Origin of the sequence: Streptomyces liliifuscus (genome assembly GCF_016598615.1) — a bacterium.
GTDB lineage: Bacteria > Actinomycetota > Actinomycetes > Streptomycetales > Streptomycetaceae > Streptomyces > Streptomyces liliifuscus.
The window spans coordinates 6,689,906-6,711,556 of sequence record NZ_CP066831.1; the positions used below are offsets into that span (position 1 = coordinate 6,689,906).

Here is a 21,651-nt window from a genome sequence, read left to right on the forward strand (position 1 = left end):
CCCGTGAAAACAGAAGGCTTTGTACGTGATTTCGCACGCCGTTCCGTACAGCGGCCGTGGCGGCTGGCCGCCGAGGCGTCCGCACTGCTGATCGCGGCGGTCGTCGCATTCCCCCTCTACTGGATGGTGCTCAGCGCCTTCAAGCCCGCCGGGGAGATCGAGTCGACCGAGCCGCGGCCCTGGACGCTGGACCCGACGGTCGATTCCTTCCGACGCGTCTTCGGGCAGCAGGAATTCGGCCGGTACTTCCTCAACAGCCTCGTCGTGGCGGTCACCGTGGTCGCCGTCTCGGCGCTCATCGCGTTTCTCGCGGCGACCGCCGTGACCCGATTCCGCTTCCGTTTCCGCACCACCCTGCTCATCATGTTCCTGATCGCGCAGATGGTGCCCGTCGAGGCCCTGACGATCCCCCTCTTCTTCCAGATGCGGGACCTCGGTCAGCTCAACACGCTGGGCGCGCTGATCCTGCCGCACATCGCCTTCTCGCTGCCCTTCGCGATCTGGATGCTGCGCGGCTTTGTGAAGGCCGTCCCGGAGGCGCTGGAGGAGGCCGCCTACATCGACGGGGCGAGCAGGACGCGGTTCCTGTGGCAGATCCTTTTCCCGCTGGTCTTTCCCGGGCTCGTCGCCACCAGCGTGTTCTCGTTCATCTCCGCGTGGAACGACTTCCTCTTCGCCAAGTCCTTCATCATCAGCGACACTTCGCAGTCCACTCTGCCGATGGCCCTCCTTGTCTTCTACAAGCCCGACGACCCCGACTGGGGCGGTGTGATGGCCGCGTCCACGGTGATGACCATTCCGGTACTGATCTTCTTCGTACTCGTACAGCGACGGCTGGTCTCCGGACTGGGCGGCGCGGTGAAGGACTGAGACATGACCACCACGGAACTGATTCCCGGGCCGCGGACCACGTCGACCTGGGGCGACGGTGTCTTCCCGCTCGACGAGGAGACGACCCTCACGGCGGGGCCCGAGACCGACGGCACGGCACGCTGGCTGCGCGCGGTGCTCGTCGCCGCCACGGGGCTTCCCCTGCGCGAAGGCGAACCCGGGCCGCCCGGAGGCGCGGCGGAGAACTCCGTCGAACTGCGCCTCGACCCGCAACTGCCGCCCGAGGGCTACCGGATCACGGTCCGCGACCGGCGGGCCCTCGTCGCCGGAGGCGGCCCGGCCGGGGTGTTCTGGGGCGCCCAGACGCTACGGCAACTGCTGGGCCCCGACGCCTTCCGGCGCGCCCCTCTGAGGCGCACCGGCTGGCAGTTGCCGGAAACCGAGATCCAGGACGCCCCGCGATTCGCCTGGCGCGGCCTCATGCTCGACGTCTCACGGCACTTCATGCCCAAGGACGGTGTCCTGCGCTATCTCGACCTGATGGCGGCGCACAAGCTGAACGTCTTCCACTTCCACCTCACCGACGACCAGGGCTGGCGTATCGAGATCAAGCGGTACCCGAAGCTCACGGAGACCGGATCGTGGCGGGCGCGCACCAAATTCGGCCATCGCGCCTCGCCCCTCTGGGAGGACAAGCCGCACGGGGGCTTCTACACCCAGGACGACATCCGCGAGATCGTCGCGTACGCCACCGAGCGGCATATCGCCGTCGTCCCCGAAATCGACATCCCGGGGCACTCGCAGGCCGCCATCGCCGCATATCCGGAACTGGGCAACACCGACGTCATCGACACGACCTCCCTCTCCGTCTGGGACACCTGGGGCGTCTCGAAAAACGTACTCGCCCCCACTGACAACGTCCTTCGCTTCTACGAGGGCGTCTTCGAGGAAGTCCTCGGTCTGTTCCCCGCGGACGCGGTCGCCTTCTCGGAGTTCGTCCACGTCGGCGGCGACGAGTGCGCCAAGGACCAGTGGGAGGCGTCGCCGACCGCGAAGACGCGGATCGTGGACCTCGGTCTCGCGGACGTGGACGAACTCCAGTCGTGGTTCATCCGGCACTTCGACAACTGGCTGGCCGCGCGCGGGCGCCGGCTGATCGGCTGGGACGAGATCCTGGAGGGCGGCCTCGCCCCGGGCGCCGCAGTGTCCTCGTGGCGCGGCTACCGGGGCGGCATCACCGCCGCGCGGGCGGGCCACGACGTCGTCATGTGCCCCGAGCAGCAGGTCTACTTGGACCACCGTCAGCACGACGGTCCCGACGAGCCGGTGCCGATCGGGTTCGTACGCACCCTTGAGGACGTCTACCGCTTCGAGCCCGTTCCACCGGAGTTGACCTCCGATCAGGCGCGGCACGTCCTGGGCACCCAGGCCAACCTGTGGACCGAGGTCATGGAGGACCGCACACGCGTCGACTACCAGGCGTTCCCCCGGCTCGCGGCCTTCGCCGAGGTCGCCTGGAGCGCACTGCCCGACCCCGCGGAGCGCGACTTCGCCGACTTCGAGCGGCGGATGGCCGCCCACTACGGGCGACTTGACGCCCTCGGGGTCTCCTACCGGCCCCCCGCCGGGCCGTTGCCGTGGCAGCAGCGTCCAGGAGTGCTCGGACGCCCGATCGAGGGAGCGCCCCCGAACGTGTGAGGTGCCTCCCAAGGGGTGTCGTCCGAAGCCGTTGCCCTGGGACGGTGACCCTCAAGGAGAAAGGCCCCCAAGGGCCATCGAAGGCTGCCAATTCGCGCTGACGGGCGATGTGGTGCGAAAACGGACCATCCGCTGGTGGCGGTAGGAATGCCTCCTAGCGGACCCCCGCGTCGAGGGGCGGGGAAGATGTGCCAGAGTTGCCACGTCCGCCCTGTCAGCACGTACCGTACGGCAACACAGGTGGGACCAGGTGGGGCAGCGGGAAGGGGCAGCCGGTTTGACCACGCACGCACCGCAGGCGGCGCAGGCCGTGACGCTGCCCGCCTCGCTGGACGAGGCCGTGGCGGCTCTCGCAGCCATGCCCGCGGCCGTTCCCGTGGCCGGCGGCACCGACCTCATGGCCTCCGTCAACTCCGGGCAACTGCGGCCCGCCGCACTCGTCGGCCTCGGCCGGATCAGCGAGATCCGCGGCTGGCAGTACCAGGACGGCCACGCGCTCCTCGGCGCGGGCCTCACCCACGCCCGCATGGGACGCCCCGACTTCGCCGCACTCATCCCCGCCCTCGCGGCCGCCGCCAGAGCCGCGGGACCGCCGCAGATCCGCAACGCGGGCACCCTCGGCGGCAACATCGCCTCGGCGTCCCCCACGGGGGACGCGCTTCCCGTGCTCGCCGCACTGGAGGCGACGCTCATCATCGCGGGCCCCGGCGGCGCCCGCCGCGAGATCCCCGTCTCCCACCTGCTCGCGGGCATGGAGATGCTCCGCGGCGGCGAACTCATCGGGTACGTGCGCGTGCCGCTCCTGCACGCCCCGCAGGTCTTCCTGAAGGCGACCGGACGGACCGGGCCCGGGCGCGCCATCGCGTCCGTCGCGCTCGTCCTCGACCCCGCCAGGCGCGGAGTGCGGTGCGCGGTGGGCGCCATAGCGCCGATGCCGTTGCGGCCCCTGGACGCCGAGCAGTGGGTCGCCTCGCTGATCGACTGGGACAACAACCGCGCGATCGTCCCCGAGGCGCTGCACGCCTTCGGGGAGTACGTCGCCGCGGCCTGCATCCCGGACCCCGCGCCCGCCGAGGACGGCTCCGCCCAGCAACTGCCACCCGCCGTACTGCACCTGCGGCGCACCGTCGCCGCGCTGGCCCGACGAGCACTGGGGAGGGCACTTTCGTGACCGACGACCAGCACGGAGAGAGCGGCCCCCGGTCGGGCAGCCGCTGGGATCCGCTGCCCCAGGGCGACTACGACGACGGCGCCACGGCCTTCGTCAAGCTCCCCGAAGGGGGCATCGACGCACTCCTGGCGGACTCGCCGCTCGCCGCGCCCGGCCACGGCTACGTACCGCCGCCGATAGCGCCCTCGCCCGCCACGGAGGACGGCGCCAATCAGGCCGCGCCCGGCTCCTGGGCCGCGCCGCCCGAGGGCGGACAGCCGCAGCCCGTGCAGTGGCCCGACTCCAACGCCCTGCCCGAGGAGCACCGGCAGGGCACCCAGGACGCTTTCGCGTACAACCCGGGGGCCACCGGCCAGTGGACCTTCGACGAGCCCGCACAGGGCGGCCAGGGCGGTCACGGGGACCAGGGCGCGCCCGGCCAGGACGTGACCGGACAGTGGTCCATTCCCGTCGCCGACGGTGATCTGCCCGACGAGTCCGGCGAGTTCACGACGTCGGCCCTGGTCGAGCAGTGGGGCGGCACGCCTCCGGCCACCCTGCCGGGCGGAGCGGCGGCGCCCTGGGCCAACGAGCCCTGGGCCCAGCAGCCGGCTCCCGAACAGCAGTCGCCCGCCGAGGAGGCCGCGGCCCACGCCGAGCACGGCGGCGTCGGGCCCAGCGCCGCGGAGATCGAGGCCGCCGAGATCATCGACGTCTCCGGAGAGCACGCCGACGAGATCGCCGTCTCCGTGGACCGCGAAGAATCGATGCGCGAAGGTACGATGCGCGACGAGCCGGGTGAGGCACCGGCCGGTCACGGCTCCCCGGAACGGTCCGACGAACCGGCCTCCGAGCCCGGGGCGCACTCCCCGGAGGAGACCACCGAGTCACCTGTCGACGCCGCCGAGGGACCCGCGGCCGACGACACCCCGGGTACGCCCGCGCACAACGACCACCCCCTCGCCTCGTACGTCCTGCGGGTGAACGGCGTCGAACGGCCCGTGACGGACGCCTGGATCGGCGAATCGCTGCTCTACGTACTGCGCGAGCGGCTCGGTCTCGCGGGCGCCAAGGACGGCTGCTCGCAGGGCGAGTGCGGGGCCTGCAACGTGCAGGTGGACGGCAGGCTCGTGGCGTCCTGCCTGGTGCCCGCCGTGACCGCCGCCGGGAGCGAGGTGCGCACCGTCGAGGGACTCGCCGCCGACGGACAGCCCTCCGACGTCCAGCGGGCGCTCGCCAAGTGCGGTGCCGTGCAGTGCGGATTCTGCGTCCCGGGCATGGCGATGACCGTGCACGACCTCCTGGAGGGCAACCCGGCGCCGACCGAACTGGAGACGCGCCAGGCCCTGTGCGGCAACCTCTGCCGCTGCTCCGGCTACCGCGGCGTCCTGAACGCCGTACGCGACGTCGTCGCCGAGCGGGAGGCCCACGCGTCCGGCGACAACGCCCCGGACGCCGCGCCCTCTGCGGATGCCCGTATCCCGCACCAGGCGGGCCCCGGCGCCGGAAGCGTCAACCCGTCCGCGTTCGAGTCACCACAGCCGCACCAGCAGCCGTACGGCCAGGACGGAGGCCAGGCGTGAGCAACGACACCGCCACCGCGACCACCGCGGAGCCCGGCACCGCCCCGGAGCCGCTGCCCCACGGCCTCGGCGTGTCCCTGCCGTCCGCGGAGGCCCGCGCCAAGACCGAGGGCACCTTCCCGTACGCGGCCGACCTGTGGGCCGAGGGCCTCCTGTGGGCCGCCGTCCTCAGATCACCGCACCCGCACGCGCGCATCCTGTCCATCGACACCACCCACGCGCGCGAGATGCCCGGAGTACGGGCCGTCATCACCCACGAGGACGTGCCCGGCACCGCCCTGCACGGCCGCGGCCGGGCCGACCGCCCGGTGTTCGCCTCCGAGGTCGTACGCCACCACGGGGAGCCCATCGCGGCCGTCGCCGCCGACCACCCCGACACCGCCCGCATGGCCGCGGCCGCCGTCATCGTCGAGTACGAGGCACTCGACCCGGTGACCGACCCGGAGCAGGCCTTCGAGGCCGAGCCCCTGCACCCCGACGGCAACCTGATCCGCCACATCCCGCTGCGCCACGGCGACCCGGACGCGGCCGGTGAGATCGTCGTCGAGGGCCTGTACCGCATCGGCCGCCAGGACCCGGCCCCGATCGGCGCGGAGGCCGGCCTCGCCGTGCCCCGCCCCGACGGCGGGGTCGAGCTCTACGTGGCGTCCACCGACCCGCACGCCGACCGCGACACGGCCGCCGCCTGCTACGGCCTGGAACCCGAGCGCGTGAAGGTCGTCGTCACGGGCGTGCCCGGCGCCACCGCCGACCGCGAGGACCAGAGCTTCCAGCTCGCCCTCGGACTGCTCGCCATGAAGACCGGATGTCCGGTCAAACTCACCGCGACACGCGAAGAGTCCTTCCTGGGCCACGCCCACCGCCATCCCACGCTCCTGCGCTACCGGCACCACGCCGACGCCGAGGGCAAGCTGGTCAAGGTCGAGGCGCAGATCCTGCTCGACGCGGGCGCGTACGCCGACACGTCGTCCGAGGCCCTCGCAGCCGCCGTCTCCTTCGCCTGCGGCCCGTACGTCGTCCCGAACGCCTTCATCGAGGGCTGGGCCGTACGCACCAACAACCCGCCCTCCGGACACGTACGCGGCGAGGGCGCCATGCAGGTGTGCGCCGCCTACGAGGCCCAGATGGACAAGCTGGCGAAGAAGCTGGGCGTCGACCCGGCCGAACTGCGCCTGAGCAACGCGATGGCCACGGGGGACGTGCTCCCCACCGGCCAGACCGTGACGTGCCCCGCCCCGGTCGCCGAACTGCTGCAGGCCGTCCAGGACTTCCCGCTGCCCGCCCTCCCGAAGGACACGCCCGAGGACGAGTGGCTGCTGCCCGGCGGACCCGAGGGCGCCGGCGAACCCGGTGCCGTACGGCGTGGCGTCGGCTACGCCCTGGGCATGGTCCACATGCTCGGCGCCGAGGGCGCCGACGAGGTCTCGACCGCCACCGTGAAGGTCCACGACGGCATCGCCACCGTGCTCTGCGCGGCCGTGGAGACCGGCCAGGGCTTCACCACACTGGCCCGGCAGATCGTCCAGGAGACGCTCGGCATCGAAGAGGTGCACGTCGCCTCCGTGGACACCGATCAGCCCCCCGCCGGGCCCAGCTGCCGCGGCCGCCACACCTGGGTGTCCGGCGGCGCCGTCGAACGGGCCGCCAAGATGGTCCGTACGCAGCTGCTGCAGCCCCTGGCCCACAAGTTCGGGATGTCCACCGAGCTCCTCCAGATCACCGACGGCAAGATCACCTCGTACGACGGTGTGCTGTCGACGACCGTCACGGAGGCGATGGACGGCAAGGAGCTGTGGGCCACCGCGCAGTGCCGCCCGCACCCCACCGAGCCGCTCGACGGCACCGGCCAGGGCGACGCCTTCGTGGGGCTCGCCTTCTGCGCGGTCCGCGCGGTCGTCGACGTCGACATCGAGCTGGGTTCGGTGCGGGTCGTGGAGATGGCGCTCGCCCAGGACGTGGGACGGGTGCTGAACCCCGCGCAGCTCGCCTCCCGGATCGAGGCCGGAGTCACCCAGGGCATCGGTGTCGCCCTCACGGAGAACCTGCGCACCGCGCGCGGGCTGGTGCGCCACCCCGACCTCACGGGGTACTCGCTGCCGACCGCCCTCGACACCCCCGACATCCGCATCGTCAAGCTCGTCGAGGAGCGTGACGTGGTCGCGCCCTTCGGCGCGAAGGCCGTCAGCGCGGTGCCGGTGGTCACCTCCCCGGCCGCGGTCGCCTCCGCGGTACGGGCGGCCACGGGGCGTCCGGTGAACCGGCTGCCGATAAGGCCGCAGGCGGCCGTGGTGACGGCGACGCAGTGACCCCTCCCGAGCCGCCGCGCTACGAACCGGGGCCGAGTGTCGGGAAACTGATGCTGTGGCTGCTGGTGTTCGTGCTGGCGGCGGTCGTGGTCGTCGCGGGCGGCGTGTACTTCGGTTGAGGCCGGCTGAGGTCGGTTGGGGCCGGGCTGAGGTCGGTTGAGGTCCGGACCCGGCCGAGCGTTGTCGGGAATCCGCTGGTCACGGCGGTGCCGGGGCGTTGTCAGTGGTGCCGCGTAATGTTCTGGGCAGTGGGGAGGACCGCTGGGCGGCGGGGCATCCTCCACGGATTCTCCATGCGTTTTCCGTGAGTCTGTCCACAGGTTCCGTGCGTGGTTTTCCGTGGTTTTCCCTGAGTGTGCCGCCCGGTCCGGTCCTGCCGGGGGACTGTGAACAACCATGCGCGGGGGAACGATGAGCACGACGGACGCCGGCACCAGGACGATCACCCTGACCGAGGACGAACTGGACCCGTATGTCACGCACGCGGCGACGCGGCGCTGGCTGGCGGGCCCCGGACTGCCGGGCGACGGCGGCCTGCTGACCTTCGAGGCACTGCGCACGGACGGCCCCCGGACGGTGGCGGACTCGACAGGCGACCCGGACCTGCTCGCGGACGACCTGCGGGATCTGTTGGTGATAGGCGCGCTGCGTGGCCCCGCCGACGCCGAGACGGAGTCGGTGCTGCTCGACGGAGCGACGGGCGAGGTCTCCACCACGTACTTCTTCCACGACCGCCCCGACCTGATGGACCGTCGCCCGCTCGCCCCCTCGCTCCAGGCGCTGACGGAGTTCGTGGCGGCGACGGAGGAGATGGCGGCCAGACGCGGCCAATTCGCCTCCTACGAGGGCCGGTTCGGGCCGAAGGCAGTGGCCGCGATGTCACGGCAACTGCTCGCGGTGTTCGAGGAGGGCACCGGCGGCGAGGTCCCGCCGTTCTGGCGGATGGCGGCGCTGATCCGCCCGCTGGCCCTGGTCGCGGGCCCGCCCGCCGACGAGACCCTGGCCCTGGACCTGCCGGACCGGCTGCTGGACCAGGAGTTCGGCCAGGGCCGGGTCGTGCGCTTCGAGGACGTCGACTTCCCGGCGGCGCTGGCGCACGAGCCGACCCGCCGCTTCCTGCGCGACACGGGACTGCCGGAGGACGGCTTCCTCTTCCAGCTGGACACGGACGTGCCGCTGCCGACCCTCGCCGAGTACTACGAGGACGAGCGCCCGGGCGAGTACACCGCAGCCGAACTCCCGGCAGGTTCCGACCACTTGATACGCCTGGGCCACCTCATCGAGGACAACAGCCTGGTCGTCGACGGCTCGACGGGCGCGGTCCTCAACTGGAGCGAGCCCGAGGCCACCCTGCACGCCCTCAACACGGACGTCTCCACCCTGGCCTTCACCCTCTGGCTGCTCCACCGCGAGAAGGCCATCGACGGCACCCTGTCCCACGAACTGACCACGGAGGCCTACGACCAGCTGGCCACGACGATGACGCAGACCCTCTCGACGGTCGACCCCACGGGCTCCGCCTCCCAGGCGGACTGGCACTACTGGACGGAACTGTTCCAGGACGAGGCGGGCGGGGTGCTGTGAGCCCGTCCCGTGCACGGGGGCGTGCCGCGGCCTGAACCAGTTCCGCACGGCCGCCACACACGCGTCGGGGCCGACCGCCTGACAGCGGCCGACCCCGACACCGAACAGAGGCCGTGGCGGGAATTGAACCCACGTGCCTCGCTTTGCAGGCGAGTCCCTAAGCCACTCGGGCACACGGCCAAGCTTGAGTCCGGGGTTCCGGTGTTCGGTCACCCGGTGTTCCGGACTCGTTGTGTCGACCGTAGGGCGCTGTCGGCAGGGGCTCAAGGGACGGGGCTGGGCTGCAATGGGACTGCCACACGGCGTTCATGAAAGGGGGCGGGGAGGGGACGGGGGAGGGTGGTCCTACGACCAAGGTCTCGGGGGAGGTCCCGTCTCTCGACAGGGGTCAATGTCAGTCGTGCCCCTTACTCTGGCGGGCATGACCACCCTGGAACCGAGCGACACCGGCGTCGCTGAGACCCCTGCCGACCTGGCATCCCCGAGCGTACAGATCCCGGCGACCGAGGCCGACGCCCGTGAAGGTGTCCTCGGGCGGGATCATCGGGCGCTCAGTATCGGGATCGTGTCCGTCGTGCTGCTGATCGCCTTCGAGGCTACGGCGGTCGGGACGGCCATGCCGGTGGCGGCGCGGGAGCTGGGCGGGGTCTCGTTGTACGCGTTCGCGTTCTCCGGGTACTTCACGACGAGCCTGTTCGGGATGGTGCTGGCCGGGCAGTGGTCGGACCGCGCGGGCCCGCTGGGGTCGCTGACGGCGGGGATCGGGGCGTTCGCGGCGGGGCTGCTGCTGTCGGGGACGGCCGGGGCGATGTGGCTGTTCATCCTCGGGCGGGCCGTGCAGGGGCTCGGCGGCGGGCTGGTGATCGTCGCGCTGTACGTGGTCGTGGGGCGGGCCTATCCGGAGCGGTTGCGGCCGTCGATCATGGCGGCGTTCGCGGCGAGCTGGGTGATCCCGTCCGTGGTCGGACCGCTCGCCTCGGGCGCGGTGACCGAACATCTCGGGTGGCGCTGGGTGTTCGTCGGGATACCGGTCCTCGTCCTCCTGCCGCTGGCGTTCGCGCTGCCGCAGATACGGCGACGGGCGTCCGGCCCGGCCGAGGGCGCCGTGGCCGCGCCCTTCGACCGGCGGCGTATCCGGCTGGCGCTGGGCATCTCGCTGGGCGCCGGGCTGTTGCAGTACGGGGCGCAGGACCTGCGGTGGCTGTCGGTGATCCCGGCCGCGGCGGGAGTCGCCCTGCTGATCCCGGCCGTGCTCGGGCTGCTGCCCAGAGGGACCTATCTGGCGGCGCGCGGGCTGCCGTCCGTCGTGCTGCTGCGCGGGATAGCCGCCGGGTCCTTCATCGCGGCCGAGTCCTTCGTGCCGCTGATGCTGGTCACCGAGCGGGGGCTGTCGCCGACGCTGGCCGGATTCTCACTGGCGGCGGGCGGGGGCACCTGGGCGCTGGGTTCCTTCGTGCAGTCCAGGGCGCGCGTGGAACCGTACCGGGACCGGCTGATGATGCTGGGCATGGTCATGACCGCCGCCGCCATCGCCGCCGCGCCGAGCGTGCTGATCGACGGGGTGCCGGTGTGGACGGTCGCGGTGGCCTGGGCCTTCGGGTGCTTCGGCATGGGCCTGGTGATCTCCTCCACCAGTGTGCTTCTCCTCCATCTCTCCGCCCCGGAGGAGGCCGGCACCAACTCCGCCGCCCTCCAGATATCCGACGGCCTCTCGAACGTCCTCCTCCTCGCCGCGGGCGGCGCGGCCTTCGCGGCCCTGGGGGGCGGCACGGTCACCCATGCCGCCACCGACGCCTCAGGCGGCCATCCGGCCGCCTTCGCCGCGGTGTTCCTGCCGATGGCCGGGGTGGCGTTGGTGGGAGCCTGGGTGACCACACGGCTGCGGACGGAGTCCCGGTGACGCCCGATCCGGCAGCGCTTGCTGTGACGTGAGTCCCATCCAAGGGTGACCCCGCGTCGTCCGCGCGTTGACGCGCTCGGGGCGCCGGTAGGGTGGCCCGGTTGTCATACGCAGCCGTTGCCGAGCCGCCCAACCACCCCACGGAGACCGTGACTACCACCGCCGCCAGTGCCACCTCCTCGCATCACCTGTCACCCGCGTTTCCCGGGCGTGCCCCTTGGGGCACGGCCAGCAAGCTGCGTGCCTGGCAGCAAGGTGCCATGGAGAAGTACATCCAGGAGCAGCCGCGTGACTTTCTCGCCGTCGCCACACCCGGAGCCGGCAAGACGACCTTCGCGCTGACGCTCGCCTCCTGGCTGCTGCACCACCATGTCGTGCAACAGGTGACCGTGGTCGCGCCGACCGAGCATCTGAAGAAGCAGTGGGCGGAGGCGGCCGCGCGGATAGGGATCAAGCTGGATCCCGAGTACAGCGCGGGGCCGCTCAGCAAGGAGTACCAGGGCGTCGCGGTCACGTACGCCGGTGTCGGTGTGCGGCACATGCTGCACCGCAACCGCGTCGAGCAGCGCAAGACCCTGGTGATCCTCGACGAGATCCACCACGCCGGTGACAGCAAGTCCTGGGGCGAGGCCTGCCTCGAAGCCTTCGAGCCCGCCACCCGCCGGCTCGCGCTCACCGGTACGCCCTTCCGGTCCGACACCAACCCCATCCCCTTCGTCACGTACGAGGAGGGGAACGACGGGATCCGGCGGTCCGCCGCCGACTACACCTACGGATACGGCAGCGCGCTGGGCGACGGCGTCGTGCGGCCCGTCATCTTCCTCTCCTACAGCGGCAACATGCGGTGGCGTACGAAGGCGGGGGACGAGATCGCCGCCCGGCTCGGCGAGCCGATGACCAAGGACGCCGTCTCGCAGGCCTGGCGCACCGCCCTCGACCCGCGCGGCGAGTGGATGCCCAGCGTGCTGCGCGCCGCCGACCAGCGGCTCACGGAGGTCAGGAAGGGCATCCCGGACGCCGGCGCCCTCGTCATCGCCTCCGACCAGGAATCCGCCCGCGCCTACGCCAAGCTCATCCGTGACATCACCGGCAGCAAGGCCACCCTCGTCCTCTCCGACGACACGGGCGCGTCCAACCGCATCGACGAGTTCAGCCACAGCGACGACCGCTGGATGGTCGCCGTCCGCATGGTGTCCGAGGGCGTCGACGTGCCCCGGCTGGCGGTGGGCGTGTACGCGACCACCATCTCCACGCCGCTCTTCTTCGCCCAGGCCGTCGGCCGCTTCGTACGGTCCAGGCGGCGCGGCGAGACCGCCTCCGTCTTCCTGCCGACGGTCCCCGACCTCCTCACCTTCGCCAACGAGATGGAGGTCGAGCGCGACCACGCCCTCGACAAGCCCAAGAAGGAGGGCGAGGAGGACCCGTACGCCGAATCCGAGAAGGAGATGGAGGAGGCGAACCGGGAGGAGGACGAGGACACCGGGGAGCAGGAGCAGTTCTCCTTCGAGGCCCTTGAGTCCGAGGCCGTCTTCGACCGGGTGCTCTACGACGGCGCCGAGTTCGGTATGCAGGCCCACCCGGGGAGCGCGGAGGAGCAGGACTACCTGGGGATTCCGGGGCTGTTGGAGCCCGACCAGGTCCAACTCCTGCTCCAGAAGCGGCAGGCCCGGCAGATCGCGCACAGCCGCAAGAAGCCGGACGACGAGGCGGATCTTCTCGAACTGCCCGCCGAGCGACGGCCCGTGGTCTCCCACAAGGAGATGCTTGAGCTCAGGAAGCAGCTCAACACGATGGTCGGCGCGTACGTCCATCAGAGCGGCAAGCCGCACGGTGTGATCCACACCGAGCTGCGCCGGGTGTGCGGCGGGCCGCCGAGTGCGGAGGCGACGGCCGGGCAGTTGCGTCAGCGGATCGCCAAGGTGCAGGAGTGGGCCACCCGTATGCGGTGACCGCGCCCCCGCCCGGGTGCGTCCAGGCCCGCCTCGGTGCGTCCACACGAGTCCGGGTGCGTCCACGTGAGCCGGGTACGTCCAACGAGCGCCGGTGTCGTCATGACACCGGCGCTCACGCGTGTGCGCGCTCTGTGCAGGGCTCGTGCACGCCCAGTGGTGTGCGCTGGACATATCGCCGCGAAAGTGAACCTAACTCCGGGTAACCGAACCCGGTCCGTACCTGCGAACGCCCGGATTCTGGACGGAGACTTCCGCTGAGCGAACCAGCTCGCTACTGTCCCGCTACGCACACGCCCCGTGGCAGCGCCGCCGCGGAGCGCAGCCGGTGCCCGCCCGGGAGAGCCCGGGACGCTGCCGAACCGGCGGCCTCTGACGCGCGTCGCCGATGGGACCGGTGACGCATCCGCCGCGTAGGGGGCCGTCGACTCTCACCACTAAGGAGTGGGCGTCGTGACCGCGGAAACCTCCCAGACGCTCGACCGGGGACTCCGTGTCCTCAAACTGCTCGCCGACACCGACCACGGTCTGACCGTCACCGAGCTGTCCAACAAACTCGGAGTCAACCGGACCGTTGTGTACCGCTTGCTCGCCACGCTGGAACAGCACGCCCTCGTACGTCGTGACCTGGGCGGCCGTGCCCGGGTCGGGCTCGGTGTGCTGCGGCTCGGGCGGCAGGTGCATCCGCTGGTCCGCGAGGCCGCGCTGCCCGCGTTGCGCTCGCTGGCCGAGGACATAGGGGCGACCGCCCATCTCACGCTGGTCGACGGTGCGGAGGCGCTCGCCGTCGCCGTGGTCGAGCCGACGTGGACCGACTACCACGTGGCCTATCGCGCCGGGTTCCGTCATCCGCTCGACCGGGGGGCCGCAGGCAAGGCGATTCTCGCCGCGCGGGCCGCTTCCGCGGAGGAGCCGGGGTACACCCTCACTCACGGGGAGTTGGAGGCGGGTGCCAGTGGGGCGGCTGCGCCGCTGCTCGGGGTCACCGGGGTGGAGGGGAGTGTGGGGGTGGTCATGCTTGCGGATGCCGTGCCCGAGCGGGTGGGGCCGCGTGTCGTTGACGCGGCCAAGGAAGTTGCTGAGGCGTTGCGTTGAACTTGGTTCAGGGGGTGCTCGGGGTTGTGGGCGCCGTGGGTGTCGTGGGGAGGTTGTGCGTCGGCTGCGGGTGGGTGGGGGCTGGTCGCGCAGTTCCCCGCGCCCCTAAAAGATTGCGCAGTTCCCCGCGCCCCTTAGGGGCGCGTCGGTCCCCGTGCGCCTGAAGAGTGCGCTGCTCCCCGGGCCCCCAAGCCCCGTGATTCCAGGTTGGCCCCCAAGCCCCGTGTTTCCAGGTCCGCCTCTGCTTTGGCCTTGTGGCCAAAGCCTTGGCCGTAGCTCTGGCTGATTCGCTCATCGGACCTTGTCGCTCGCTCTCCATCATCAGGGGCCAGGCAGGGAACGGTGGAGGGAGTCAGGGTGAAGACGGTTGGTGGGGTGCCCGGGGTGGGGCAGGGGTCGAGGCCCGGCGGGCGGTTGACGCGGCGGCAGGAGGTGGGGGCGCTCGTCGCCGACGCGGCGGACAGCCCGCTCAGGCGGACCATGGGGCTCGGGCAGCTGACGCTGCTCAGCATCGGTGCCACGCTCGGCACCGGCATCTTCGTCGTCCTCGGGGAGGCGGTGCCGGAGGCCGGTCCCGCCATCGTCGTCTCGTTCCTCGTCGCCGGGACGACCGCGCTGTTCTCGGCGCTGTCCTACGCCGAGCTGGCCGGCATGATCCCGGGCTCCGGATCCTCGTACAGCTACACCTACGCGACGCTCGGCGAACTCGTCGCCTGGGTCTGCGGCTGGTGTCTGATCCTGGAGTACGGGGTGTCGGTGGCCGCGGTCGCCGTCGGCTGGGGCCAGTACGTCAACGAGCTGCTCGACCTCACCGTCGGCGTCACGCTCCCCGACTCGCTCAGCGCCCCGCCGGGCGACGGTGGCCTGCTGAACATCCCGGCCGCCTTCATCGTCGTACTCTCCATGGTCGTGCTCCTGCGCGGCGCCCGTGAGAGCGCCGTCGTCAACACGGTCATGGTCGCCGTGAAGGTCGTCGCGCTCCTGATGTTCTGCGCGGTCGCCTTCACCGCCTTCCGCGCCGGGAACTTCACCCCGCTGTTCCCGCTGGGCGCGGCCGGGATGAGCGCGGGCGCCGCCTCGCTGTTCTTCTCGTACATCGGGTTCGACGCCGCGTCGACCGCCGGTGAGGAGGCGAAGAACCCGCAGCGGGACCTGCCGCGGGCGATCATCCTCTCCCTGCTCGTCGTCACCGCCCTGTACGTCCTCGTCGCGGTCGCCGCGCTCGGCGCGATGCCGTGGCAGAAGTTCGAGGGCACGGAGGCGACGCTCAGCCAGGTGCTCGTGCAGTCCGTGGGCGGGGGCAGCCTGTGGCCGATCCTGCTCTCGATCGGCGCGGTCGTCGCGACGACGAGTGTCGTGCTCACCGTCCAGTACGGGCAGATCCGCATCCTCTTCGCGATGTCCCGCGACGGGCTCGTACCGCCGCTGTTCGCCAAGGTCCACCCGAGGACCGGTGTCCCGCGCGCCAACACGGTCATCGTCTCCTCCTTCATCGCGGTGCTGGCGGCCCTCGTCCCGCTGGGCGCCCTGGCCGACGCCACGAGCATCGGCACGCTCTTCGCGTTCATGCTGGTCAACCTGGCCGTGGTCCTGCTGCGCCGCCGCAGCCCGGAGACGCCGCGTTCCTTCCGTGTCCCGTTCTCGCCGGTCACCCCGCTGCTGGGCGTGGGCTTCTGCGTCTACATGCTGTTCAGCCTCGGGCCGGACACCTGGATCGCGTTCGGCGGCTGGATGGCCGTCGGGCTGCTGGTGTACTGGACATACGGGATACGGCACTCGAAGCTCAACCGGTCGCAGCCGCAGCCGCAGTCTCAGCCGCAGGGGAGCGGCAGTTGAATCCCCTCGGCCCCCCGGCCCCTCTCGACCCGCTCGCCACCGACGTCGTCGGCCTCACCCGCGCGCTCGTCGACATCCCCTCCGAGAGCGGTGCGGAGGAGGCCCTCGCCGACCTCGTCGAGGCCGCCCTGCGCCCGCTCGACCACCTCGTCGTGGAGCGGGTCGGGAACTCGGTCGTGGCCCGTACGGACCTCGGCCGCGACGAGCGGGTGATCATCGCCGGGCACCTCGACACCGTGCCCGCCGCGGACAACCTGCCCGCGCGCCTGGAGGCCGACCGGCTGTACGGGCTCGGCGCCTGTGACATGAAGGGCGGGGTCGCCGTCGCCCTGCGCCTGGCCGCCACCGTCACGGCACCCGTGCGTGACGTCACGTACGTCTTCTACGAGTGCGAGGAGGTCGAGGGCGACCGCAACGGGCTCCACACGATCGCCGGTCGCCGGCCGGAGCTGCTCGCGGCCGACCTCGCCATCCTCATGGAGCCGTCCGACGCGGGCGTCGAGGCGGGCTGCCAGGGTGTGCTGACGGCCGACATCACCGTCCGCGGGGAGCGGGCGCACACGGCTCGCGCGTGGCGGGGGGTGAACGCCGCCCACCGGGCCGCGCCCGTCCTCCAGCGGCTCGCCGACCACACGCCCGAGCGGGTCGTGATCGACGGCCTGGAGTACCGGGAGGGGCTCAACGCCGTCGCCGTACGCGCCGGGGTCGCCGGGAACGTCGTCCCCGACACGTGTGTGATCACCGTCAACGCCCGTTTCGCGCCCAGCCGTTCGGCCCAGGAGGCGGAGGCGTACGTGCGTGGGCTCTTCCCCGAGCGGGAGTACGAGGTCGACGTCACCGAGGTCGTGCCGGGTGCCCTGCCGGGGCTCGGCCGGCAGGCGGTCGCCTCGCTGGTCGGCGTGCTGGGGGCCGAGCCGCGCCCGAAACTGGGCTGGACGGACGTCGCCCGGTTCGCCTCGCTCGGCACGCCCGCGCTCAACTACGGCCCCGGGGACCCGGTGTTGGCACACACGGCGGGGGAGTACGTACCGCTCGCTCAACTGCGGGAGTGCGAGGCGCGGCTCAGGAACTGGCTGACGCCCTGAAGCCCCGCCGCGGGATCACGTCCGGAGACTCCGGCCCGGTGTCACGCCCTGAGCCCGGCCAGGGTTCTCAACTGCAGCCACAGCACCAGCCGTTCGTCGGGGTCGTCGAGGTCGATGCCGACGTGCTGCTGGGCCTGCCGCAGCCGGTAGCGGCAGGTGTTGGGGTGGACGGCGAGCAGTTTCGCCGCACCTGCCATGTCGCAGCCGGCGTCGAACCAGCAGACGAGCGTACGGGCGTAGTCGGTGCCGTGCTCGGTGTCGTACGCGAGGACGCGCCGCCACGAACCCGCCGACAACTCCCGCCGCTCGCCGAGGAGTTCGGTGAGCCGCAGCAGGGTGACCCGCGGGCGCACCTCGTCGACCGCCGCGACCGGGAGCTCGGGGCCGAGCACGCGCAGCACCAGGTCCGCGTCGTCCCGGGACGCCGTGACGTCCGCGAGCCCCGGCACGACCTCGCCGAGCCCGGCCCGCACCGGAACCCGCAGCGCCTGCCCGGCCCGCGCCACGATGTCCTCGGCCAGCCGCCGATGGCGGGCCCCGCCCCGCTCGCCCACGGCGGGCAGCAGCGCGTACACGACCCCGTCCATCAGCACGCACACGTGCCGCCCGTACCTCACCTCGCACTGCAGCCGTACGAGGTCCAGGAGCCGCAGTGAGGTCTGCTCGCTGTCGTGCGCCGGAGTTCCGGAGCCCAGCACGAACGCCGCGACACGCACCGGGCCCTCGCCGAGTCCCAGGCGGTGGGCGGCGGTCGCGGTCTCCGCCGTACCGTCGAGCAGCCGTCGCAGCGACTCCCCGTCCTGATGGCGGGCCAGTTCCTGGGCGGCCCGCGCCCGCAACAGCAGCAGCGCCGCCGTGGACGCGCCCTGCGCGAGCGCCTGCTCGGCGTCCTCCGCCAGCGAACCGTCGTCCACCACCCACAGCGAGCCGAGCGTCTCGCCCCCGGCGCGCACGGCGACCGCGAGGCGGGGCAGGTTCCCCTCGCCGAGGGCGGGCAGCCGCACCACGCCCCGCGCCGCGAACAGCACCCGGTACTGCTCCGAGTTCGCGGGGCTGCCCGGCACCTGGAGGCCCAGGATGCCCTGGCGGCGGTCCTCGTCGACCGCCTGGCCCGGGATGGTCGAGTACGCGAGGATCCGCTGGCGCGGGTCCTCGACGGCGGTGGCGCCGCCGACGGCCGTGGCGACGGCGTCCGCGAGCGCGAAGAGGTCCCCGAGGCCGTTCCCGGCGGGGGAGGGGCCGGCGCCGATCGCCGACGCCAGCAGCAGATGGGCGTGGTGCCAGGCCGCGTCTTCGTCGACGGAGAGCAGGGCCACGCCCGCGGCCTCCGCCTCGGCGACGGGACCGCCCGGGCCGCGTACGACGAGCCCGGTCATCCCCGCCTTCGCCGCCGCCCGGGCCAGCGGTCCGGCCGCCGCGGCCCGCACGCCGACCGCGAGCAGCAGCGCCCCGGGCACGCTCGGCAGCGGCGCGTGGGCGTCGTACAGCAGTGCCTCGGTGACGGGTGCGGTCAGTCCGGCGGGTGCGGTGTGCAGGCGTACGGAGGGGCCGCCGATGACGTCCAGCAGGTCGCCGAGGGTGCAGGCGTCCATCGGGAGTCCTTCCGTCGTGGCCCGGCCGGTCCGCGGGCCTGCGGTGCCTGTGGTCGGCCCGCGGTGGGCTTGGCCGATCTCATCAGGAACGTACGCGGGTGTTGTCCGCTTGCACAACGTGGGCGCCGCGATGGGCTCCGAGACTCGTTCCCATGACAGAGGTCAGCATCCGTACGGTCCACGACGTCACCGGTCTCGCCGCCGTGACCGACTTCTTCAGCGACGTCTGGCAGACCCCGCGCAGCACCCCGCCGTACCCGGCCGAGGTGCTGCACAGCCTTGTCCACGCGGGCGGCGCGGTGCACGCCGCGTACGACGGGAGCCGGCTGGCCGGAGCCTCCGTCGCCGTGTTCGGGCCGCCCGGGCGGCGGGACACGTACTCCCTCGTCGCCGCCGCCGACCCCGGGATCGGGCACGCGGTGAAACAGGCCCAGCGGGCCTGGGCCCTGGAGCGCGGCGCGCGCACCATGCGCTGGACCTTCGACCCGCTCGTCGGCCGCAACGCCCGCTTCAACCTGGTCAAGCTGGGCGCGGTCGGCACGGAGTACCTGGTCGACTTCTACGGACCGATGGCCGACGGCGTGAACGACGGCGACGAGAGCGACCGGCTGACCGTGACGTGGGACCTGGCTGCTCCCCGCCCCACCGCGCGGGAGGATGACCGCGCCGTCCCGCCGGAGGAGGACCGGGCCACCGCCCCCGCCACCCATCGCGCCCCCGACGGGGATCCCCTCGCCCGGCGCGACCTGGCCGACCGCCGCGTCTGGTGCCGCGTGCCCGAGGACGTCGTCAAGCTCCGCGCCGCCGACCCCGTGCTCGCCCTGCGCTGGCGCCACGCAGTCCGCGAGGTCTTCACGGAGGCCTTCGCCGAGGGCTACACGGCCACGGCGATGTCCCGCGACGGCTGGTACACGCTGACCCGCGCCGCCGAAGAGGCCGCAGTCGAGGAACTCCCCGCCGAGGAAGGCACCCCCGCATGAAACTGGAACGCGTGGAGATCGTCCACATCGCGCTGCCCCTCGTCACCCCGTTCCGCACGTCCTTCGGGACCATGACGACGAAGGACACCTTTCTCCTCCACGTCGTCACGGACGCGGCCGAGGGCTGGTCGGAGTTCGCCGCCGACCCCGAGCCGCTCTACTGCTCGGAGTTCGTGGCCGGCGCCGAGATCGTGCTCCGCGACTTCCTGCTGCCGCGCGTCGCCGCCCTCCCGGAGCTCACCACCGCGGCGCTCGCCCCCGCGCTGGCGAAGATCAAGGGCCACGAGCTGGCGAAGGCGGCACTGGAGACGGCGGTCCTGGACGCCGAGCTGCGCGCGTACGGGATGCCGCTCGCGACCTACCTGGGTGCCGTGCGCGACCGGGTGCCGGCCGGTGTCTCGGTCGGCATCAAGGAGTCCCTCGGGGAGCTGCTGGACGACGTCGAGCGCTACCTCGACGAGGGCTACGTACGCATCAAGCTGAAGATCGAACCCGGCTGGGACCTGGCCCCCGTGCGCGCCGTGCGGGAGCGGTTCGGGGACCGGCTCCCCCTCCAGGTCGACGCCAACACGGCCTACACGCTCGCGGACGCCGAACACCTGGGCCGGCTCGACGAGTTCGGGCTCCTGCTCATCGAGGAGCCCCTGGAGGAGAACAACCTCCACGCCCACGCGCGGCTCCAGCGGCGCGTCGCGACCCCCGTCTGCCTCGACGAGTCCCTGCACAGTGCCCGCGACACCGCGTCCGCGATCGCGATGGACGCGTGCCGGGTCGTCAACGTGAAGCCCGCCCGGGTCGGCGGCTACCTGGAGGCCCGCCGTGTCCACGACGTCGCGCACGCGCACGGCGTCCCGGTCTGGTGCGGCGGCATGCTGGAGACGGGAATCGGCCGGGCCCCGAACCTGGCGCTGGCCGCCCTCCCCGGCTTCACCCTCCCCGGGGACACCTCGGCGTCCGGCCGCTACTTCGCCGAGGACATCACCGAGCCGTTCGTGCTGGAGGACGGTCATCTGCGGGTGCCGCGGACGCCGGGCATCGGGACCGAGCCGCTGCCGGACGCCCTGCGGCGCTTCACCACGGCCCGCAGGGTGCTGCACAGCGGCTGACCGGGCCCGGGCCCGGGCCCTGGCGCCGACCCGCCCCGGCACCGCCCCGGCACCGACCGGCCTGCACTGTCGCCCGCCGGGCCCCGGCGCAGACCGGGCCCCGGCCGGAAATCGTCCTCGCGTTAGATTGATCCCGTGCTCTCTCGCCTCACGCGCCCCCAGGCCGTCGCCGTCTGCGCCCTTCCCGTCGTGGCCCTGCTCGCCACGGCGGTGTTCGCGCCGCTGCCCTTCTCGGTGGCGCAGCCCGGGATGACGGCGAACGTCCTCGGCGACAACAAGGGCGAGTCGGTCATCACGATCACCGGTGCGGACACCCACAAGACGCGTGGCCAGCTGCGGATGACGACCATCGAGGCGACGGGCCCCGACCAGGACGTGAGCCTGAGCGATGTGCTCGACGGCTGGTTCCGTACGGACCAGGCGGTGATGCCGCGCGACTCCGTGTACCCGAGCGGCGACACCGTGAAGGAGATCGAGGAGCACAACGCCGAGGAGATGAAGAAGTCCCAGGACACCGCCACCGAGGCGGCCCTGAACCACCTCGGCGAGCAGTCGGACGACATCAAGGTCACCCTGAGGCTCGCCGATGTCGGCGGGCCCAGCGCCGGGCTCCTCTTCTCCCTCGGCATCGTCGACAAGCTGGACGGCGACGGCAGCGGCGGCGACCTCACGGGCGGCCGCAACATCGCGGGCACCGGGACGATCGACGCCGACGGAAAGGTCGGCCCGGTCGGCGGCGTCGCCCTCAAGACGCAGGCCGCCCGCCGCGACGGCGCCACCGTCTTCCTGGTCCCGAAGGCGGAGTGCTCGGACGCGAAGACGGACCTCCCGAAGGGGCTCCGCCTCATTCCGGTCACCACTCTGAAGGGCGCGATCACCGCCCTGGTGGCCCTGGAGAAGGACCAGGGCTCGGTACCGAGCTGCTAGCGGAACCGGACCGCTCCCCGGGAGAGTCC

Annotated in this window: 16 protein-coding genes and 1 tRNA gene; 15 read left to right on the forward strand and 2 right to left on the reverse strand. The window is 72.3% G+C overall.

The features are described from left to right. Positions 1-3: 3 nt before the first annotated feature. The 7 genes from JEQ17_RS28870 (at position 4) to JEQ17_RS28895 (ending at position 9,152) form a co-directional block, all read left to right on the forward strand. The gene (locus tag JEQ17_RS28870; protein WP_200397882.1) at positions 4-870 is read left to right on the forward strand and encodes a carbohydrate ABC transporter permease; all 867 of its coding nucleotides are present in this window, start codon (positions 4-6) and stop codon (positions 868-870) included. 3 nt (positions 871-873) lie between these two features. After that, on the forward strand, positions 874-2,529 hold the full coding sequence (locus tag JEQ17_RS28875; RefSeq protein ID WP_200397883.1) for a beta-N-acetylhexosaminidase: 1,656 nt from the start codon (positions 874-876) through the stop codon (positions 2,527-2,529). A gap of 277 nt (positions 2,530-2,806) precedes the next feature. After that, on the forward strand, positions 2,807-3,700 hold the full coding sequence (locus JEQ17_RS28880) for an FAD binding domain-containing protein (RefSeq protein ID WP_200397884.1): 894 nt from the start codon (positions 2,807-2,809) through the stop codon (positions 3,698-3,700). Next, complete coding sequence (locus JEQ17_RS28885) at positions 3,697-5,262, forward strand: 2Fe-2S iron-sulfur cluster-binding protein (protein ID WP_200397885.1); 1,566 nt, start codon at positions 3,697-3,699, stop codon at positions 5,260-5,262. The genes JEQ17_RS28880 and JEQ17_RS28885 overlap by 4 nt, the downstream gene beginning before the upstream one ends. Next, entirely contained in the window at positions 5,259-7,568 is a 2,310-nt protein-coding gene (locus JEQ17_RS28890) for a xanthine dehydrogenase family protein molybdopterin-binding subunit (RefSeq protein WP_200397886.1), read from the forward strand. Before JEQ17_RS28885 ends, JEQ17_RS28890 begins: the two co-directional genes overlap by 4 nt. Beyond that, positions 7,565-7,687 carry a hypothetical protein gene (locus tag JEQ17_RS50530; protein ID WP_267924800.1) on the forward strand — a complete coding sequence of 41 codons (123 nt, stop codon included), beginning with the start codon at positions 7,565-7,567 and terminating at the stop codon, positions 7,685-7,687. The genes JEQ17_RS28890 and JEQ17_RS50530 overlap by 4 nt, the downstream gene beginning before the upstream one ends. 292 nt (positions 7,688-7,979) lie before the next feature. After that, positions 7,980-9,152 carry an SUKH-4 family immunity protein gene (locus JEQ17_RS28895; protein WP_200397887.1) on the forward strand — a complete coding sequence of 391 codons (1,173 nt, stop codon included), beginning with the start codon at positions 7,980-7,982 and terminating at the stop codon, positions 9,150-9,152. Between the two features lie 108 nt (positions 9,153-9,260). Here JEQ17_RS28895 and JEQ17_RS28900 read toward each other — a convergent pair. Beyond that, positions 9,261-9,332 (reverse strand) — tRNA-Cys (locus JEQ17_RS28900). 241 nt (positions 9,333-9,573) lie between these two features. Between JEQ17_RS28900 and JEQ17_RS28905 the strand changes: the two genes are divergently transcribed. The 5 genes from JEQ17_RS28905 (at position 9,574) to dapE (ending at position 17,017) form a co-directional block, all read left to right on the forward strand. Next, complete coding sequence (locus JEQ17_RS28905) at positions 9,574-11,052, forward strand: MFS transporter (RefSeq protein WP_200397888.1); 1,479 nt, start codon at positions 9,574-9,576, stop codon at positions 11,050-11,052. A gap of 149 nt (positions 11,053-11,201) precedes the next feature. After that, positions 11,202-13,001 carry a DEAD/DEAH box helicase gene (locus JEQ17_RS28910; protein ID WP_200397889.1) on the forward strand — a complete coding sequence of 600 codons (1,800 nt, stop codon included), beginning with the start codon at positions 11,202-11,204 and terminating at the stop codon, positions 12,999-13,001. 453 nt (positions 13,002-13,454) lie between these two features. Then, on the forward strand, positions 13,455-14,096 hold the full coding sequence (locus JEQ17_RS28915; RefSeq protein WP_200397890.1) for an IclR family transcriptional regulator: 642 nt from the start codon (positions 13,455-13,457) through the stop codon (positions 14,094-14,096). A 357-nt stretch (positions 14,097-14,453) separates the two neighbouring features. After that, a complete protein-coding gene (locus JEQ17_RS28920; protein WP_200397891.1) occupies positions 14,454-15,932 on the forward strand; it encodes an amino acid permease in 1,479 nt (492 codons plus the stop codon). Next, positions 15,929-17,017 carry a succinyl-diaminopimelate desuccinylase gene (gene dapE, locus JEQ17_RS28925; protein ID WP_200397892.1) on the forward strand — a complete coding sequence of 363 codons (1,089 nt, stop codon included), beginning with the start codon at positions 15,929-15,931 and terminating at the stop codon, positions 17,015-17,017. The genes JEQ17_RS28920 and dapE overlap by 4 nt, the downstream gene beginning before the upstream one ends. 41 nt (positions 17,018-17,058) lie before the next feature. Here the strand turns inward: dapE and JEQ17_RS28930 are convergent, their stop codons facing one another. After that, on the reverse strand, positions 17,059-18,609 hold the full coding sequence (locus tag JEQ17_RS28930) for a PucR family transcriptional regulator (protein WP_200397893.1): 1,551 nt from the start codon (positions 18,607-18,609) through the stop codon (positions 17,059-17,061). Between the two features lie 152 nt (positions 18,610-18,761). Here JEQ17_RS28930 and JEQ17_RS28935 point away from each other — a divergent pair, with 152 nt between their 5' ends. The 3 genes from JEQ17_RS28935 to JEQ17_RS28945 all read left to right on the forward strand — a co-directional run bounded on the left by JEQ17_RS28935 (position 18,762) and on the right by JEQ17_RS28945 (position 21,622). Continuing rightward, positions 18,762-19,589, forward strand: coding sequence for a chorismate synthase (locus JEQ17_RS28935; protein WP_200397894.1), 828 nt, complete (start codon positions 18,762-18,764; stop codon positions 19,587-19,589). Beyond that, positions 19,586-20,695: an o-succinylbenzoate synthase gene (gene menC / locus JEQ17_RS28940; protein WP_200397895.1), complete on the forward strand. Its 1,110-nt coding sequence runs from the start codon at positions 19,586-19,588 to the stop codon at positions 20,693-20,695. Before JEQ17_RS28935 ends, menC begins: the two co-directional genes overlap by 4 nt. A gap of 135 nt (positions 20,696-20,830) precedes the next feature. Further along, positions 20,831-21,622, forward strand: coding sequence for a S16 family serine protease (locus tag JEQ17_RS28945; RefSeq protein WP_200397896.1), 792 nt, complete (start codon positions 20,831-20,833; stop codon positions 21,620-21,622). Positions 21,623-21,651 lie beyond the last annotated feature (29 nt).